This window comes from Neptunomonas sp. (genome assembly GCF_016744175.1).
Lineage (GTDB): Bacteria > Pseudomonadota > Gammaproteobacteria > Pseudomonadales > Balneatricaceae > Neptunomonas.
In genome coordinates, this window is record NZ_JADGEV010000048.1 from 1 (window position 1) to 16835 (window position 16835).

At 43.6% G+C, this 16835-nt stretch carries 16 protein-coding genes; 7 read left to right on the forward strand and 9 right to left on the reverse strand.

The features are described 5' to 3' along the window. Positions 1 to 53: 53 nt before the first annotated feature. From QZZ55_RS16745 to QZZ55_RS16765, 5 genes are all read right to left on the reverse strand, one after another. Positions 54 to 464: a hypothetical protein gene (locus QZZ55_RS16745; protein WP_293268571.1), complete on the reverse strand. Its 411-nt coding sequence runs from the start codon at positions 462 to 464 to the stop codon at positions 54 to 56. 252 nt (positions 465 to 716) lie between these two features. Beyond that, positions 717 to 1127: a hypothetical protein gene (locus QZZ55_RS16750; protein ID WP_293268572.1), complete on the reverse strand. Its 411-nt coding sequence runs from the start codon at positions 1125 to 1127 to the stop codon at positions 717 to 719. After that, the gene (locus QZZ55_RS16755; RefSeq protein ID WP_293268573.1) at positions 1127 to 1897 is read right to left on the reverse strand and encodes a hypothetical protein; all 771 of its coding nucleotides are present in this window, start codon (positions 1895 to 1897) and stop codon (positions 1127 to 1129) included. Before QZZ55_RS16755 ends, QZZ55_RS16750 begins: the two co-directional genes overlap by 1 nt. After that, complete coding sequence (locus QZZ55_RS16760; protein ID WP_293268574.1) at positions 1894 to 2640, reverse strand: tetratricopeptide repeat protein; 747 nt, start codon at positions 2638 to 2640, stop codon at positions 1894 to 1896. Before QZZ55_RS16760 ends, QZZ55_RS16755 begins: the two co-directional genes overlap by 4 nt. A gap of 139 nt (positions 2641 to 2779) precedes the next feature. After that, complete coding sequence (locus QZZ55_RS16765; RefSeq protein WP_293268575.1) at positions 2780 to 4045, reverse strand: peptidoglycan DD-metalloendopeptidase family protein; 1266 nt, start codon at positions 4043 to 4045, stop codon at positions 2780 to 2782. A 179-nt stretch (positions 4046 to 4224) separates the two neighbouring features. Here QZZ55_RS16765 and QZZ55_RS16770 point away from each other — a divergent pair, with 179 nt between their 5' ends. Both QZZ55_RS16770 and QZZ55_RS16775 read left to right on the forward strand, forming a co-directional pair. After that, a complete protein-coding gene (locus tag QZZ55_RS16770; protein WP_293268576.1) occupies positions 4225 to 4833 on the forward strand; it encodes a gamma-glutamylcyclotransferase family protein in 609 nt (202 codons plus the stop codon). A gap of 285 nt (positions 4834 to 5118) precedes the next feature. Continuing rightward, positions 5119 to 6066, forward strand: coding sequence for a DUF808 domain-containing protein (locus tag QZZ55_RS16775; RefSeq protein WP_293268577.1), 948 nt, complete (start codon positions 5119 to 5121; stop codon positions 6064 to 6066). 56 nt (positions 6067 to 6122) lie between these two features. Here the strand turns inward: QZZ55_RS16775 and QZZ55_RS16780 are convergent, their stop codons facing one another. Continuing rightward, positions 6123 to 7235 carry a porin gene (locus tag QZZ55_RS16780; protein ID WP_293268578.1) on the reverse strand — a complete coding sequence of 371 codons (1113 nt, stop codon included), beginning with the start codon at positions 7233 to 7235 and terminating at the stop codon, positions 6123 to 6125. Positions 7236 to 7574: 339 nt separating this feature from the next. Here QZZ55_RS16780 and ercA point away from each other — a divergent pair, with 339 nt between their 5' ends. The 4 genes from ercA to QZZ55_RS16800 all read left to right on the forward strand — a co-directional run bounded on the left by ercA (position 7575) and on the right by QZZ55_RS16800 (position 14278). Then, positions 7575 to 8738, forward strand: a complete 1164-nt coding sequence (ercA, locus tag QZZ55_RS16785) for an alcohol dehydrogenase-like regulatory protein ErcA (RefSeq protein ID WP_293268579.1) — start codon at positions 7575 to 7577, stop codon at positions 8736 to 8738. Continuing rightward, positions 8722 to 10458, forward strand: coding sequence for a NahK/ErcS family hybrid sensor histidine kinase/response regulator (locus QZZ55_RS16790; RefSeq protein WP_293268580.1), 1737 nt, complete (start codon positions 8722 to 8724; stop codon positions 10456 to 10458). Before ercA ends, QZZ55_RS16790 begins: the two co-directional genes overlap by 17 nt. A gap of 105 nt (positions 10459 to 10563) precedes the next feature. Next, a complete protein-coding gene (nosP, locus tag QZZ55_RS16795; RefSeq protein WP_293268581.1) occupies positions 10564 to 11709 on the forward strand; it encodes a nitric oxide-sensing protein NosP in 1146 nt (381 codons plus the stop codon). Further along, positions 11699 to 14278, forward strand: coding sequence for a PAS domain-containing hybrid sensor histidine kinase/response regulator (locus QZZ55_RS16800; RefSeq protein ID WP_293268582.1), 2580 nt, complete (start codon positions 11699 to 11701; stop codon positions 14276 to 14278). The genes nosP and QZZ55_RS16800 overlap by 11 nt, the downstream gene beginning before the upstream one ends. Here the strand turns inward: QZZ55_RS16800 and QZZ55_RS16805 are convergent. The 3 genes from QZZ55_RS16805 to QZZ55_RS16815 all read right to left on the reverse strand — a co-directional run bounded on the left by QZZ55_RS16805 (position 14268) and on the right by QZZ55_RS16815 (position 16337). Then, complete coding sequence (locus tag QZZ55_RS16805) at positions 14268 to 14936, reverse strand: response regulator transcription factor (protein ID WP_293268583.1); 669 nt, start codon at positions 14934 to 14936, stop codon at positions 14268 to 14270. The two genes, QZZ55_RS16800 and QZZ55_RS16805, sit on opposite strands and share 11 nt — an antisense overlap. A 62-nt stretch (positions 14937 to 14998) precedes the next feature. Next, positions 14999 to 15595, reverse strand: coding sequence for a rhodanese-like domain-containing protein (locus QZZ55_RS16810; RefSeq protein WP_293268584.1), 597 nt, complete (start codon positions 15593 to 15595; stop codon positions 14999 to 15001). 124 nt (positions 15596 to 15719) lie between these two features. Continuing rightward, on the reverse strand, positions 15720 to 16337 hold the full coding sequence (locus tag QZZ55_RS16815) for a LysE family translocator (RefSeq protein WP_293268585.1): 618 nt from the start codon (positions 16335 to 16337) through the stop codon (positions 15720 to 15722). Positions 16338 to 16474: 137 nt separating this feature from the next. On the opposite strand from QZZ55_RS16815, the gene QZZ55_RS16820 reads away from it, so the two are divergent. Then, positions 16475 to 16795, forward strand: coding sequence for a hypothetical protein (locus QZZ55_RS16820; RefSeq protein WP_293268586.1), 321 nt, complete (start codon positions 16475 to 16477; stop codon positions 16793 to 16795). The last annotated feature ends 40 nt before the right edge of the window (positions 16796 to 16835 follow it).

The following is a 16835-nucleotide window of genomic DNA, read 5'->3' on the forward strand; positions in this document are numbered from 1 at the left end:
GATGCGCTGGAAAAAGAGTATGAGTTTTACCAGTGCATTATTAACAAAGAGAATTAAGGGCAGGGTGTTTTTTGATAAATTAAGCTTTCCCCTCGACCGGTACGATGTACTTCTCTTGGATCATGGCATGCAATGTAGCCAGCATCGGTTAAAGCGTGGTTTAGCCAATAGGGAATAATGTTTGCCATGGCTAATCCTGCAATAAACCACACTACTATGACCCCTCCTGATACTCGGGCAATGGGCTTTAAAATTTTAAAGTACTCTATTACCCCCGCAAAGGTTATAACCCAAAGGATAGAGCCCAAAAAATAATAGTAAGTGGCTGTGTCATGATGGATTTTTTCATCCATGCTCTCAATTGCTTGTAGTGTTTCGAAAAGTTTATAAGATGCATACCCTACTGCAGGGATAGCGAGAATATTAAACAACCCAATGAGGAAAAGCGCAGTGGCTTTGGACATTAGTAGCTTCTTGCGCTGCAAGGCCCAAATAAGCAGCGAATCATCTGTGGATTGTTTTCTAAATAGTTTACGCTGCGGTTGAACTCATATTTTATTTGGTCTAATTCAAGGCCGATTTCTTTATAAGCTTTTATCAGCATAGTTTTTTGTCTATTTCATTAAGTACAAACTCTGTTACAAGACCCACGCCAATAGCTACTGATGCGCTAGAAAAAGAGTATGAGTTTACCAGTGCATCATTAGCGTAGAGGATTAAGGGCAGGGTGTTTTTTGGTAAATTAAGCTTTCACCCCGGCCGGTACGATGTACTTCTCTTGGATCATGGCATGCAATGTAGCCTGCATCGGTTAAAGAATGCTGTAGCCAATAGGGAATAATGTTTGCAATGATTAACCCCGCAATAAACCACACCATTATGATTCCACCTGCCAAGCGAGCAACGGGCTTTAAAATTTTATAGCGCCCTGCCATTCCAGTAAAAGTGAAAACCCAAAAAATGGACATTAAAAAAAAATAGGATGTGGCTGTGTCGTAATAGATCTGCTCATCCGCTCTCACAATCGCTTGCAGGGTTTCAAAAATATCATAAAATGCATAAACGACTGCAGGAATAGCAAGAAGATTAAATAATCCAACAAGAATGAGAGCCGTGGTTTTGGACACTAGTACATTCTCGCGCTACACGGCCCAAATAAGCAGGAAATCATATGTGGATTTCTTTCTAAATAGTTTAAGTTACGGTTGAACTCGTACTTCATTTCTCTAAGGTCGAGACCCATTTTCTCATAGGCTTTTATCAGGGCGCTGGTTGCCCCAAGTTTTCTATCTATTTTCTCAAGAACGAGCCCTGTGACAATACCCACAGCAATCGCTGCGATGAGAGGTGCAGCAGCAACTGAGCCTAAAATAGCCGCTGATCCAACTGCCAGCCCCGCAACCGCTGCGGCTATTGAGCTAAGGCCAATTTTGATTAAATCAGAAGTAATAGTGCCCAATAACTCTGAGAGTAGAGCATCGTCCCGAATAACATAATCGAAAACTTCAATGCCAACGGATAAAACCACACTAAGAACAAAGCCGCTTTTTACAGAAGAAACAATACCTTTCGGGCCAACGGCCATACGTACTACTTGTGGGTTTTGGGCTAGGTAGCGAGTACCTTTAAAAATTTCACGTTGTCCTGGGTAGCCTTTAAAAATAACGTATTTTTTACCTGCATAGGTTTTGACAGTTACTTTCTGAGCATCGAAACCAAACTCTTTGAGCAGTTTTGCAGCGATAATTGAGTCGCCTGCTGGTGCTGCAAAGCCAGCACCTGTTTTTAATGTGCCTTTTCTTGCTTCCCACTCTTTAACGAACAAATCGTAATCCAAAACTTGGATTACATTTTCATTCTTTTTAAGGTCTTTAAGGAGTTTTTGTTCGTAGTTCATTGGGCGCTCCGTGCTTTCTGGTGGCAGGTAATATCTCTATCTGATTCTTTAAACCAATTATTAGCTTTCGTTACGTCTTTTTCGACGCCGATTCCACGACAATAAAAATAACCCAGCATATATTGAGAATGTTCGTTTCCATTTTTTGCGGCAAGGGTGTACCACTTTATAGCATTAGGTAAGGAATGCGGCGTTAGCAAGCCAGCATCATATATCATAGCTAGTCGTGATTGAGCACCTGCTTCACCAGCTGTAGCTTGCTGTTCTAGCTGCTTGAGTACCTGTGCAAATGACACTTCTTCTTGCTGTTGGTTATAAAAAGTTATTGTGGACGTTGGGCCTACTTCACGCTCCCTTTTTTGAGCTAGACGAAACCAGTCTTCTGCCACTAGGTGGTCTTTTGTCACACCTGTACCACTAGAGTAGTTTGAACCAATTTGGCGCATTGCTGGAATGTGGTTTTTTTGGGCTGCTTGCTTGTAAAGGTGCATGGATTTTTCAAAATCTGCTCGTTTTGCGTGTATTTTTCCTAAATAATGGAGTGCTTCAGGTACATCGTTGCTTGCAATTTTGGAGAATAGATCAAAAGCGACATCGTAGTTTTTCTTATAAAAGAAATCTAAGGCATGATCGAGGTCGGCACGTGTTGAGTCAGATTCGGTAGAAGCTAATACTGAAAAGCTAAAAAGTAGATAGATAATGGCGCAGGTAATACGAGAACAATGTTGTATTGTACGTTTCATTTCGGGAATTCCATTTCCAGCATAATAAAGCACCGGGTCACATTTTTAATGTCGGTGCATAAAACAACTCACAAGATTGTACTCTGTAACCGGTTAGATTCGAAGTCCTGTTTCTATGGAATAAGGCTAACCACAATGCCTATCCCGCGCCCATGGCCTTCTTGTGGGCAGCGACCGTTTTCTTAAAGGCTTTACGTTCTCTGCCTTCAATTTCAGTCATGATGGGGATATCGGCGCTCATGGCGTTTACTGCACGGTTGTTGATATGAAGCTCGTAATGTAAATGTGCACCAGTGGAACGTCCGGAGTTACCAGATAACGCAATTTTTTGGCCACGCGAAACTCTTTGTCCTTTACGAACATAGGCTTTTTTAAGGTGAAGATAGCGTGTTTTATATTTTTGGCCATGCTTTATTTTGATATAAAGGCCGGCGTAAGTATGTTTTTTAACTTCAGTGACGACACCGTCTCCTGTTGAAAGTACGGGTGTGCCGATAGGTGCCGCGAAGTCAGTACCGTTATGGGGTCTGATGAGCCGGGTTACTGGGTGGCGGCGTCTAGGGTTGTAACTAGAAGTAATACGTAATTTTTTAACGAGAGGGTAGCGAGAAAACGCACGCTCTAGGCCGACCCCATTCTTATCATAATAACTGTCTTTATATAGATAAGCGGTGATTTCGCTCTTTCGGTTAATCAGGCGGATGGCTTCGACGCGAGTTTCGCCTGTTTCCTGTCCTTCTACTGTTTGTTTTGAGCGAATTATTTGGAAAGTGTCACCGAGACGAAACCCTTTATTAAAATTGATTTTCTCTTTTAATAAAGATGATACTTCCATGATATCGCTAGCTTTTAAGCCTGCGCGGGATGCGGAGTTATAGAAGCTGCCTTTTACATCACCAGCAAGCACCTCTTGCTTCCAGGTACCAGGAATAATGATTTCTTTGTATTCAAAACCATTAGAGCCGACCTGTTGATAGATGACTTTATGCGCTAAGTTAAATTCTATCTCAAGTTTAGCAAGCTTTTGAGTTTTTGAATCCAGCCAAAAGCGCAGTGTATTTCCTGGCTTTAAGGTGTCGAGTGCTAATATGGCTAGGTCTGTTTCCAATACCTCGTACATAGTGGATTGTGGAATCCGTAACAGCTGGAATATTGAGCTAAGAGAATCTCCTTTTGAAATACTGTAGGCGTAATTTGCAGGGTATTGCTTGGATGCTTTATATTCAAAATCACTGAGGTCTATTTCAGAGGAAGATAGCGTGGGTAGCGTCAGTGTCTTGCTAGCATCATTACCGCCAACGAAAAGAACTACACATATTAGCAAGGCGAAAAGTAGCGATAGAATCTTGTGGAGTGAGGGTAAACGAGACCAGAAAAGGTCCGCATTCATCATAACTTGGCGCATAGTAAACGTAAAACCGTACAAAAGATGAGTTATATGGCCATTAAAGTAGCGGATTAGCCTCTGTATGCCAAGCCCGTGGGTTCTTTTGCGGGTGTAAATAGTGCTTTTATAGGCTTTACATCATAATAAGATATCGCACAAAAGCATTTTTATTAAATCATAGATGAGACGCGCCTAAGATGAGCACCTTTGCTAAGCATTATATTTTTGGTTATGGCAGTTTAATTAACAGCCTTAGTCGAGCGGTAACTGGGGAGTCTGGTGCTGTTTTACCTGTAAAAATTGCGGGCTATGAAAGATCTTGGTCTGTTATGTCTCCTGATTTTGGGATGAGCTCTGTGGCAGTAGTTCAATGTGAAGGCGCGTTCTGTAATGGTGTATTAGTGGAAGTGCCTGAAAGCGAAATCCCCAACTTTGATTTACGAGAGCAGGGATACCAACGCTCGCGTATAGAATCTCACCAGATAAAGTCATACCAAGAAGATGAACTGCCGCAAGGTACTCTGTGGATATATCATGCATGTGAAATTGTTCCGCCAACAGATGCTTGCCCCATCGCATTAAGCTATGCAGATGTCATTATGGCGGGTTGTATTGAACATGGAGATGACTTTGCACTGGAGTTTATCTCTTTAACAAAAGGGTGGGAGTTTGCTGCGCTGAATGATCGTGTTCTTCCTCGCTACCCTCGTGTGCAGGCTCAGCTGTGCACTCATAGGATCAACAAGCTAGTAGCAGGCGTCATAAATTTAACAGACGAACAGTTAGCAGTGCCTTACGATTCTTAATAAGCAGTCAGCTGACTGCAAGATTAATACTAAAGTAGCTCATCTACAGTAGTACCTTATTTACGCTTATGCAGAACAGCATTGGTAAGGCCTACACGGCATAATTTATGCGTTGTTTCTTCAAGGTTACTCCTGTTTTTGCTGTTGGTACTCGTTGTTGCTAACATCTCTTTTGGCCCGCATCTAATGCGGGTTTTTTTATGTCTGAATTGTTGTAGAGTCAGACATTATTCATCGTAATCCGCTATGATTTAGCTCTTTATGTTTCTTTGAGTAGGATAAAAAATGGCCGGTTCTAGCCTGTTAACCTTAATTGATGATATTGCGACGTTACTTGATGATGTCGCGTTAATGACCAAGATCGCTGCTAAAAAGACAGCAGGAGTCTTGGGTGATGATCTCGCTCTTAATGCTGAGCAGGTCTCGGGTGTTAAGGCCGACCGTGAATTACCCGTTGTTTGGGCTGTTGCCAAAGGCTCGCTCTTAAACAAAGTGTTTTTGGTACCCGGTGCATTGGCGATAAGCTATTTTCTGCCGTGGTTGATTATACCTATGCTCATGCTGGGAGGGTTGTTTCTGTGTTACGAGGGCTTTGAAAAGGTCGCTCATAAATATCTTCACAGTGCAGAAGAAGATAAAGCACATCATGCTGAGCTGGAAGCCGCAGTAGATGATGCCAGTGTTGATATGGTGGCGTTTGAAGAAAAGAAAATCAAAGGCGCTATTCGAACCGATTTTATTTTATCCGCAGAAATTATTGTTATCACGCTGGGGACTGTAGCAGGAGCCCCATTAGTGACCCAGTTGGCAGTGCTTATCACGATAGCATTAGCGGTTACTGTCGGTGTTTATGGGATTGTTGCGGGCATCGTTAAATTAGACGATTTGGGTTTTTATCTTAACGCTAAGAAAGGGTTGAGTGCCTGGGTTGGCTTTCAGAAAAAATTGGGACATTGGATTATTATTGCCGCCCCTTATCTGATGAAAGGCTTAGCAACGGTAGGTACTATTGCTATGTTTCTTGTTGGCGGCGGAATTATTTCTCATGGCGTCCCTGTACTGCATCACTTGATTGAAGGTGCGGAAAGTAAAGCACAGTTGTTGCCGGCTGTCGGTTCTATTTTAGGTGCTTTAACACCGACGCTATTGAATCTCGGTATTGGTTTGTTGGCTGGTGCTCTAACGGTTGCGGTGGTGAGCTTAGGGCAGAAAATCTTTAGCAAAAGTAAGTGATTGAAAAACCACAGAGTGAGGTGAAGGGGGGGACCGCACTCTGTGCAAGGTAGTGTTTACCAGGTGAGTACTGCGCCTAATGCAACAGTATCGGTTTCACGTGTATCGCTCTCTGTACGATCGTATTCAGCGACTAGTTTTAGATTACTGTTTACTGTGTGGAACCAAGCAATGGCTGTGTTCTGTGCATCCAAATCATTGGCTGATTCAGTTGTTCCTCCAGAATTTTCGCCATAAGATGCCACTAAACGCTCGCTGCCCATAGTGTAAGCTGCTTGTACAAGGTACCCGTCTACATCCGCGTTGTCTGCAGTGACTAAGTTAGCTAAACCTGCTGTACCTACGCCGGTAGCACTAAACCCTGATGCACTTAGAGATAGGCCCGAAACCTTAACATTGACACCATAAGCTACGCCGTTAGAGTCAACATCTGCAGCGCCAGAATTTGAGCTTTGCGCCATCCCACTGACCCATGCTTTAAGAGGCACGTTGTCGCTTAGAGATGTTTCAAAGGTAAGCTCAGCCTCTAATCGTGGTGTGCTTTCTTCAGAACCGGATGATGATTTAGCTGGATCCATAATACCGACGGCAAGTTGGAAGCCGTTGGACCTAGGGGTGCGGTAAGTAATCTGTGCGTTGGGGAAGGGATATAGGTAGCCTGTACCAATGTTACCGAAAGAAACATTGCCGCTATCGACCAGACCATCTGAACCGACTTGTCCGTAACCTAGTAGTAGCTCATCGCCAAGAATATTACTGCGGCCAAATAATGAAAAGTCTTTACCAATTAACACTTGGCCCCATTCACCATCGACTGTTCCGTAGAACTGACGAACATCGATCATTGTGTCTGTAAGGTTACTATTACCATCATTGATCGTTACCCAGAAAGAAGAACGGGCTCCAAGTTTTAGGTCATCTATCTGTTTGCCAAAGTTAAAGCCAATATAGTTCGGCAAGAAACCCATCTTCACGCGGGACTGGCTGCGATCCAACGTATCATCAGCATCATCGATGTGGCTATTTACATAAAATGTGTTGATGAGTCCATCTGCACTGAAGGTAGTATCGTCTTTATCATAGAGGGTTAAACCCGCTGAAGCTTGACTGCATAATCCAACAGCAATTGCACAAGTCAGAAGTTTGAGGTGTGGCTTTTTATTTTTCATATTGTCCCCGAAAGTATGTAGGTAGCTTAGTGCTGTGACGTACATATCATCAGGGATTCTCGATGAGCGGCGAATGCTGCTTTGGCTCTGGATTTGTGAGCTATTGGCCTTGTGCTATTTGTATCTTATACCTCACAACTCTCTGTAATATATCGACTTAGTGCCATAGTCGTGGGTCTAGGTGTAATACAGGAGAGGGCTTTAAGTTGTAATTTGCTTTGCAGTTACAATACCGCATGAAATACCGGCTTGATTGTAAAAGCTTTATAAACTTCATATCCTCTCTATACATCGGCATCATCACGGCGTCTAAGATAATAAGAAAGTTGAGCACTGTTAATGAGCACTGATATTTCTAATTTGCGTAAATTTGTGTCACCGGAAATTATCTTCGGCTCTGGCGCACGACATACCGTGGCAAATTATGCACGAACCTTTGGTGCTCGTAAGGTACTGATTGTCTCTGACCCTGGCGTGATGAAAGCAGGCTGGGTTGAGGATGTAATTTCTAGTTTGGAAGATCAGCAAATTCCTTATGCTGTGTTTACTGATGTATCACCAAACCCTCGTTGTGAAGAAGTGATGGCTGGAGCAGACTTCTATCAACAGCAAGGCTGTAATGTCATTGTTGCTGTTGGCGGTGGTAGCCCTATGGATTGCGCGAAAGGTATCGGAATTGTCAGTGCGCATGGCCGTCATATCTTAGAGTTCGAGGGTGTTGATACCATTGATACAGCCATTCCACCTCTCGTGTTCATTCCTACTACGGCCGGAACTTCTGCCGATGTCTCTCAGTTCGCAATCATCTCTGATCAAAGCGAAAAGGTGAAATTCTCTATTGTGAGTAAAGCCGTAGTGCCGGATGTGTCATTGATTGATCCTGAAACGACGGCCACTATGGATGGGTTTTTAAGTGCCTGTACGGGAATTGATGCATTAGTTCATGCAATAGAGGCTTTTGTGTCCACGGGTGCAGGGCCTTTAACAGACATGCACGCACTCGATGCTATTCGCTTAATTAATATGAATATTGTTCCTTTAGTCGAAGACCCGAAAGATATGTACCTACGTGAGCAAATTATGCTGGGGTCAATGAAGGCAGGTCTGGCATTTTCTAATGCTATTCTTGGGGCTGTGCACGCAATGTCACATAGTTTGGGCGGCTTTTTAGATTTGCCCCACGGCCTTTGCAATGCCATGTTGCTTGAGCATGTAATTGATTTTAATTACTCAGAAGCAACTGATCGCTTCAAAGTTGTTGCACAAACCATGGGGATTGATACACGAGGCTTAAGCACTTCACAAATAAAGCAGCGTTTAATGCAGCATGTTATTTCATTGAAAGCAGATGTGGGGTTGACTCAAAAGTTAGCCGCTCAAGGGGTGAGTGTCTCTGACATACCGACGTTATCGTCAAAAGCATTAAAAGACCCTTGTATTGTGACTAACCCGCGTAAATCAAACCAGCGAGATGTTGAAGCGGTCTATGAAGAAGCGCTCTGATAACAAACCCTCTTTCGAAGATCTTATAGGTCTTGGCGACCACTCTGCGCGCAAGAATTACTACCCTGAACTTGCACAAAAACTAGACGAGCTAGAAACTGAGCGTAACCGCTATAAGTGGCTATTTGAAAATGCTTTACACGGTATTTTTCAGGCTGACATGAAAGGGCAGTTTCGTGCGGCTAATCCTGCCATGGCTGCCTTATGTGGTTATCGTTCAGCAAGCCAGCTGGTTCATCATATCAATGCGATTGATAAGCAATTATTCGTTGAGCCAAAGGATTACCATTTACTGCTTGATCGGTTGCATCGTGATGGCAAGGTATATCGTTATGAAACTCGCTTGTTGAAAGCCGGTGGTGAAACGATTCATGTATCGATGAATGTGCTGTTAAAGCAAGAAGAAGACGATATTACTATTGAAGCATTCGTTCAGGATATCAGTGAGCGGATTAGTGATCAGGCACGATTAAAAAAACTTAATGAAGAACTTGAACTACGTGTAGAAGAGCGTACCAATGCGTTGGCTGCAGTTAACACAAAACTGTGGGAAGAAATTCGTGAGCGAGAAGTCGCGCAACAGCAGATGACTGTCGCAAAAGATCAAGCTGAAGCGGCCAACCTCAGCAAAGATAAGTACCTAGCGGCGGCAAGTCATGACTTATTACAGCCAATGAATGCGGCTCGCCTGTTGGTCGCTGCTTTGCGTGAGCGAGCGATGGCCGTGGAAGATAATCATTTGGTTGAGCGTGTTCATGTTGCTTTAGAGGGGGCGGAGGGTTTACTGACGGACCTTCTTGATATCTCCAAGCTGGATCAAAATGCGGTGCAATCTGACCCATCAGCATTTCATTTATCACAACTTATGAACACTCTTCAGACTGAATTTCAACCGGTGGCCGATGGGACGGGGTTAGGTTTAAGAGTGCGAGGTACTTCGTGCGTAGTTTATTCTGATGCTCGTCTGCTGATGAGAGTGCTGAGGAACTTCGTCAGCAATGCATTACGATATACCAATAGTGGTGGCGTTTTGGTGGGGGCTCGAAAGCGAGGGGAGTATTTAGATATACAGGTGTGGGATAGCGGAGAAGGCATACCTGACGAGTGCCTTGCAGATATCTTTCAGGAATTTAACCAGCTGGCTCAGCATCGTAATGGAATGCGAACCGGGGTAGGTCTGGGGTTGGCGATTGTTGAGCGTACTGCTCGGGTGCTTGATCATCCTATCAATGTTAAATCCAGACCAGATAGAGGCTCGGTATTTACTATCAGAGTACCGCTAGCGCCGTCAGATTTTATACCCTCCCTACCTGCAGTTCACACGCAAGGTAATAGCCAGTTTATCGGTGAAGTCGTGCTGGTTGTGGATAATGATAGCGACATATTATTAAGTATGCGGACATTGCTGAAGCAATGGGGATTAGCTCCTTTGACAGCAACAGATGCCAGTATGGCAATAAAACTCTGCCAGCAACAGGACGTGGTGCCGCGCGTTTTGCTGCTAGATTACCACTTAGATCATGAGGAGACAGGGGTCGATGTGCTGGAACAGTTGGAGCAACATTTTAATGAAAGAATACCCGCCGCGATGCTGACGGCAGAGCGCGCGGATAAAAGCTTAAAATTATTTCGAGAGTTGGGGCTGCAGGTCCTAAATAAGCCAGTTAAACCTGGAAAGTTACGAGCATTATTAAGCCACATATTAGCAATGCCAAGATGATTTTTTTGCAGTAGCGAAAGGATTTAGGCCGCAAGTAGTATTTGCTCTGTCCAATAGTCTGCCTAGACTGAGCAAAGATCTTATTAGATAAGGATCACCATTGTTATGACTCAACCCGCCGTGTCTTGTTTTTCTAATAAAAGCGACCCATTTGTCGCCGCTGCAGAGCTGCGTCAGCAGCTTCAATGTGATGATTTGAGCTTCGTATTGTTTTTTTGCTCTGCAGAATATGATTTAGAGTTGTTAGCAGAGGCGATGAATAAGTCGTTTGGCGATATAACATTGGCTGGATGCACTACTGCAGGTGAAATTACGTCTGAGGGTTATGCACAAGGGGCTATCAGTGCGATAGGTTTTAGTCGGAATCACTTTGCGGTAGAGGCGTGCCTGATTGAAGCGATGGATAATTTCTTATTGACCCAGGCGCAGTCTGTTGTTGAATCCTTTATAAATAAAGGCAGAAAAAAGCAATTAGCACCTATTAAGGGGAATAGTTTTGTTCTCACACTATTAGATGGTTTAGCCGTTCAGGAAGAGCAAGTATTGGCAGCACTGAGCTCAGCACTTGGCAATATTCCACATTTTGGAGGATCCGCAGGCGATGATATTCATCTAGCTCATACGCATGTTTTCGCTCATGGTGCATTTCACACAGGGGCTGCGGTTGTTCTGTTGTTTAATACAGATTGCGAATTTGAGGTATTTACTACCCACCACCTTGAGTCGTTAAGTGAAAAGTTGGTTGTGACGGCTGCAGAACGAGATAACCGTCGAGTCTTTGAATTAAATGCTGAACCCGCTGCAAAAGAGTATGCCAATCTGATTGGTGTGCCCGTTAGCGATTTAACACCAGAGGTGTTTGCACTGAATCCTTTGGCAGTGAAAATCGGAGAGGTATTTTATGTCCGCGCAATTCAAAAGGTGAATGCTGATCTTAGTCTTACTTTTTATTGTGCAGTTGAGAATGGCATCGTACTAACGCAAATGCAGCGTGGAGACATGCTCCAAAATCTTACTAGTCAACTAGAGCGTATAGAGCAAAAAGTAGGCTTTCCTCAGTTAATCCTTGGCTGTGACTGTTTCCTAAGGCGACTTGAAATTGAGTATTTAGGTATAACAGAACAGGCAAATGATCTATTACGTGAGCATAAGGTTGTTGGTTTCAATACTTATGGAGAGCATTTAGAAGGAATGCATATCAATCAGACATTCACGGGTGTCGTGATTGGGAGACCTTCTGATGACGGCTGATGAGCTGAAAGCCCGTTTAGCTCAGTTGGAGAAGGAAAATTATAAGCTCCAACGGATAAATCAGGCGCTGATTGAGCGTGTTGAATCAAGTAATGTGCAGGGAGCGAATCCTTATGCTGCCTTTGAGCACTCTGTTGTACTCGCTGACCAAGTGAGAGAGAGAACAGAGGCATTAAATGAAGCATTATCTGAGCTGAAAATTAGCCACCGTGCACTGAAAAGTGCGAACCAAATAGCGGACCTTGCTAATCAGCGCTTAGTCGATGCCATTGAAAGTATTTCAGATGCTTTTGTGTTGTTTGATCATGAGCGTCGTATTGTGCTGTTTAATAGTAAATTTCAAGCAGTATGGAAGAATACGGGACAGGTAATAGCAACCGGTACTACCATACAAGATGTTCGCCGCTTAGCCGATCAGCATGGGTTGATTGCTGAAGAATACGGCGAAACAGGTGATGGCAATAAGGTGTTTCGACTGTCTACTGGACAATGGGTTCAGATGAGTGAAAGGCCTACATCAGATGGCGGTATGGTGGTGCTGTATACGGACATAAGCCAATTAAAAGCATCTGAAACGCAACGAAGAGAGGCCGCTCTCGCACAAAAATCTGAACTGTTACAGCGTACGGTGGATAACTTGTCACAAGGTGTGGCGTTAGTGAATGCCAGTGATCAGTTAGAAATTTGGAACGATCGTTTCTTAACGTTAACGGGTGTTTCCCGTTCTCACGCTGAATCGCATCCTCCTTTTCGTGCACTAAATATTAAACATTTCCATGATACTAAGGCAAAAGGGGGGCATTCAGACACCTCTAATGTAATGCGTCACGGTGAGTATATTATTGAAGTAAGGACACATGCTATGCCGGATGGCGGGTATGTGAATACTTACACCGATATAACAGAGCGTTACCAGTATGCCGAAACCCTCAAAGAAAGCGAGCAATGGATACGCTTAATCACGGACCATGTGCCCGCATTAATTGCCTATATGGGTGATGATCTTTGTTACCGCTTTACCAATAAAGTTTATGATGAGTGGTATGGTTGGGAGCGTGGGATGCTCGCGGGTCAAAGCATTACTCAAGTACATGGAGAACAAAGCTTTAGAGAGTTATCTCCTTACATCGACGAAGCGCTGTCAGGTAAAAATGTTAACTTTGATATAGCTGAGCGAAATCGAAAGGGCGAGCAGCGTTACATGCTGAAATCGTATGTGCCTAACCTAAATGAAGAAGGGGAAACCGTTGGGTTTTTCGTAATGATCAGAGATATTACTGATCGTCGAAAAGTGGCATTGGAGCTTGAAGAGGCGTACCAGAACCTTGAGCAACGTGTAGACGAACGAACATCAGAACTCACTGCTGTGAATGAACATTTGCTGTCTGAAATTGAAGAACGTACGCAAGTGGAAGCTCGTTTAAGAGAAGCAAAAAAAGATGCTGAACAGGCTAATCTCTCGAAAACTAAATTTTTGGCGGCCGTTAGCCATGACCTGTTGCAACCCTTAAATGCGGCACGGTTATTTACCGGTGCATTAGCTGAAAAGCAGCTCAGTGATGTGACTCGCCCTCTTGTTAACTCTGTCTCACATGCTTTGAGCGATGTTGAGTCATTATTAGGTACATTGGTTGATATTTCTAAGCTCGATGCTGGTGTGGTCACTCCGGATGTAACTACATTCAGAGTGAAAGAGTTGATGGAAAATATTGCCAATGAGTTTAGACAGTTTGCACAGCAAGAAAATCTTAAAATGACCTATATTGCGTCTTCTGCTGTTGTTTCTACAGACTCGCAGCTGCTAGCACGAATTATCAGGAACTTTCTTTCCAATGCAATTCGATATACTTCGAGCGGCAGGATTTTATTTGGTTGTCGTAGAAAACAGCAGTCATTGCTTATTGAAGTGTGGGATACCGGTTTAGGCATCCCAGACGCGCAGCTGCAAGAAGTCTTTCAAGAGTTCAGGCGACTAAATCCTCAAGACCAAGGGCAAGATAAAGGCCTTGGGCTAGGATTAGCCATCGTTGATAAAATATCACGTGTTCTTGCGCATCCTATCTCAGTTAAATCGATAGAAGGTAAGGGATCGGTGTTTTCTGTTGAAGTGCCTTATGGCGAGTTGGCATTGTATTCAGCTATTCCAATACTGGGGAATGAAGTAGCCCAAGATTGCCTGAAAGATGCACAAATATGGGTGGTTGATAATGATCAGGCCATTTGCCAAGGTATGAAAACATTGCTTGAGGGATGGGGGTGTCGTGTAACAACGGCGTTATCACTTGAGCACTTATTAGCGCTAGTTGACCCTACAAGTGACCCTGCAGACCTGTTGATAGCAGACTATCATTTGGATGACGGCAAAAATGGTGTGGACGCTGCGCGTTCTATTTCTCAGCGTATGCTGAAAGAACTGCCTGTCTTGATGATTACGGCTAATTACAATAAAGACCTTAAACAAGAAATTCGTGAGCTGGGCTATATTCTAATGAATAAGCCCGTCAAACCGTTGAAGTTGAAAACAACGCTTTTGCATTTATTGAAAAACCGCTTAGCTGTTAGCGTTTAAGGTACTCGCTAAAGTTGATGTTGCCCGCCGATAGAACTGCTTGAATGCGGTTATGCACGCTCAGTTTTCGCAAAATTGCAGATACATGAGCTTTCACCGTAGTTTCAGCAATGTTTAGGTTATAAGCGATTTGCTTGTTCGATTCGCCAGTAGACATTCTTTCTAGCACAAGTAGCTGGCGACGTGTCAACGACGATAGCATTTCAGGGGCGATACGATTGTCATCGTGACGAGGCTGGCGACGTGTTTCAGGTGAATTACTACGGATAATGTCAGAAGGTAAATATACATTACCGGCTAGAATTTGCTTTAAAGCATCAGTCATTTGTTCGCGGGAAGAAGATTTAGTAATAAAACCGACAGCCCCATAGGTAATTGCCTGCAATACGATCTGTTTGTCTTCTTCCGCAGAGACAATGACAACGGGGATAGTTGGAGACTCATTACGTAAAGTTATCAAGCCGTTTAAACCATTCATGCCCGGCATGTTAAGGTCTAAAAGGATAAGATCAAGGTCATCCTGATCCAGTGTGATGGCTAGTGCGTTCTCAAGGGTTTGCGTTTCAAGTAATTCACAGTCAGGAAAACTGGTATGAATGACATTGCTAATAGCCTCTCTAAATAGAGGGTGATCATCCGCAATCAGTATTTTATACACAAGACTCTCCCGTACTTATAGTTATTATTGATCAACGGCATGCAAAATATGCAGGTGGTAGATCAGGGTGTAAACTTTTCTGGTTTTCCTGCTACTGTTTCTAAATCGGCTTCTTGCCAACCATCAGAACCGTCCCGGTACCAATATAAATTAGAGTATCCCCATTGCGATGCTCGTTTTATTGCATTCCACGACATCCAGCAGTCGGCAGTGCAGTAAATCACAATAGGGTAGTCTTGTCGTCCTTGGGTTATTACTCGCAAGTGCTGTCTAAAGTAGTTTGCCCATGCATCATCTAGCTCCCCTTGGCCTACATTGGGTGTCCAGTGGCTACCTGGAATATGGAAACGAGGTTTTTTCTGAATAAAAAAACCATTCATCCATACTAGCGGCTGCACATCTACTAACACAGGTTCAGGTGTTTGCTTTAGCAAACGAACGAGTTGCTGGGTAGATACTGTCGTTGCTTGTTTGTGTTGTTGTGGTGTTGGGCTACGATATCGAAAAAGTCGGTAGCCTTCCAAAGTATAGAGTTCACTATTATTTTCTAGCGAATTTAACCATGGGGCCAGCGGCTGGGTTGCCTGTACAGTCTCTTTGGCCAATGAGGCTTGAGAGCATGAGTACAGTAGACACAGCCAAACGATCATTTTTCTCATACAACGACACTCTTTATAGCAGACTGTATTACACCGCGGTTTTATAGGCGCGGTACATTCTGCATTGGAGTGAAAAAACCAGTACTAAAGTACTGGTTTTGAGTATTAAGTAGAAAAGTAGTCTTTAGTTGCGACTTGCCAAATAGGCAGCGGCTCCCATCATAATAGAGCCTGCTGTACGGTTTAGGTTACGCATGGATTTCTCTGATTTAAAGTAGCTACGTGCTTTTGATGCCATATGTGCAATCATCATTAATCCGAGCATAAGAGCGCCAAGCTGCAAAGCAGAAGCCAATACAATATCCGCTGTACTGAGCGCAGACAAGTCCATAAATGTAGGCAAAAATGCGATATAGAATAGAATAACCTTTGGGTTTGAGGCCGAGATCAAAAAACCCTGCACAAAGCTCATGAAGCCATGTCGAGACTTTGATTTAGATTCTTCTTCAGATAGATCTATTGGGGTTGTCCAGAGTTTCCAGCCAAGGTAGCAAAGGTAAACTGCACCCGCTAAACGGATGGCAGTAAACAATCCTCCCCAATGTTCAGCAATAACAGCTAAACCAAAGCAGGCGAGGACCAAATAGATAATATCGCTTACGGTCATGCCAAATGCGAGTAGAAAGCATGAGCGGCTACCTTCGACCATCGCTCGCGCTAAGATTGCAAAGGTGCCGGGGCCGGGAGTGATGCCAAAAATAAAAATGGCGATAAAAAAAGTAATGGCACTTTCAAAAGACATTGGCATTAACCTCGCTGGTCTTGTGTTGTTAGCAACAGGGTAAGGATTTATAACATTTCTTAAACACTACTGACACAACGTTGTCAGTAGTGGGGCCGTACTCTGTCATCTTCTTATCAATAAATGGAGTACAAAACATGAGTGCAGTTGTTGAGATAGTATCCTTTTCTTTAGTAGAAGGTATGACTGACGTACAGGTGGCGGAGACATTTGAAGGGGTGAATAATGTATTAGCTGCGCAGCCTGGGTTCCAATACCGGTCACAGAGCCAGGATGGAAAAGGCCAGTGGTTTGATGTGATTTATTGGGAAAATATGGAAATGGCGCAAGCGGGTTCCGTTGCGTTTATGGATAGCTCTGCAGGCCAGGCTTTGTGTGCTCTAATTGATGAGAATACTTGTCACGTTCGCCATATGGAAGTATCTACAAGTGTAATGGGGTGCACCCCTGAAAGTTAAATAGTATCGCCTATTTTATTCGACATTAGGTTAATGGAGA

What these genes read in the sequence shown, in the direction of transcription:
- nosP (WP_293268581.1), top strand. Translation starts at nt 10,564, where the DNA reads ATGACTCAACCCGCCGTGTCTTGTTTTTCTAATAAAAGCGACCCATTT.
- QZZ55_RS16810 (WP_293268584.1), bottom strand. Translation starts at nt 15,595, where the DNA reads ATGAGAAAAATGATCGTTTGGCTGTGTCTACTGTACTCATGCTCTCAA.
- QZZ55_RS16780 (WP_293268578.1), bottom strand. Translation starts at nt 7,235, where the DNA reads ATGAAAAATAAAAAGCCACACCTCAAACTTCTGACTTGTGCAATTGCT.
- QZZ55_RS16790 (WP_293268580.1), top strand. Translation starts at nt 8,722, where the DNA reads ATGAAGAAGCGCTCTGATAACAAACCCTCTTTCGAAGATCTTATAGGT.
- QZZ55_RS16770 (WP_293268576.1), top strand. Translation starts at nt 4,225, where the DNA reads ATGAGCACCTTTGCTAAGCATTATATTTTTGGTTATGGCAGTTTAATT.
- QZZ55_RS16775 (WP_293268577.1), top strand. Translation starts at nt 5,119, where the DNA reads ATGGCCGGTTCTAGCCTGTTAACCTTAATTGATGATATTGCGACGTTA.
- ercA (WP_293268579.1), top strand. Translation starts at nt 7,575, where the DNA reads ATGAGCACTGATATTTCTAATTTGCGTAAATTTGTGTCACCGGAAATT.
- QZZ55_RS16765 (WP_293268575.1), bottom strand. Translation starts at nt 4,045, where the DNA reads ATGCGCCAAGTTATGATGAATGCGGACCTTTTCTGGTCTCGTTTACCC.
- QZZ55_RS16815 (WP_293268585.1), bottom strand. Translation starts at nt 16,337, where the DNA reads ATGTCTTTTGAAAGTGCCATTACTTTTTTTATCGCCATTTTTATTTTT.
- QZZ55_RS16755 (WP_293268573.1), bottom strand. Translation starts at nt 1,897, where the DNA reads ATGAACTACGAACAAAAACTCCTTAAAGACCTTAAAAAGAATGAAAAT.
- QZZ55_RS16820 (WP_293268586.1), top strand. Translation starts at nt 16,475, where the DNA reads ATGAGTGCAGTTGTTGAGATAGTATCCTTTTCTTTAGTAGAAGGTATG.
- QZZ55_RS16760 (WP_293268574.1), bottom strand. Translation starts at nt 2,640, where the DNA reads ATGAAACGTACAATACAACATTGTTCTCGTATTACCTGCGCCATTATC.
- QZZ55_RS16800 (WP_293268582.1), top strand. Translation starts at nt 11,699, where the DNA reads ATGACGGCTGATGAGCTGAAAGCCCGTTTAGCTCAGTTGGAGAAGGAA.
- QZZ55_RS16745 (WP_293268571.1), bottom strand. Translation starts at nt 464, where the DNA reads ATGTCCAAAGCCACTGCGCTTTTCCTCATTGGGTTGTTTAATATTCTC.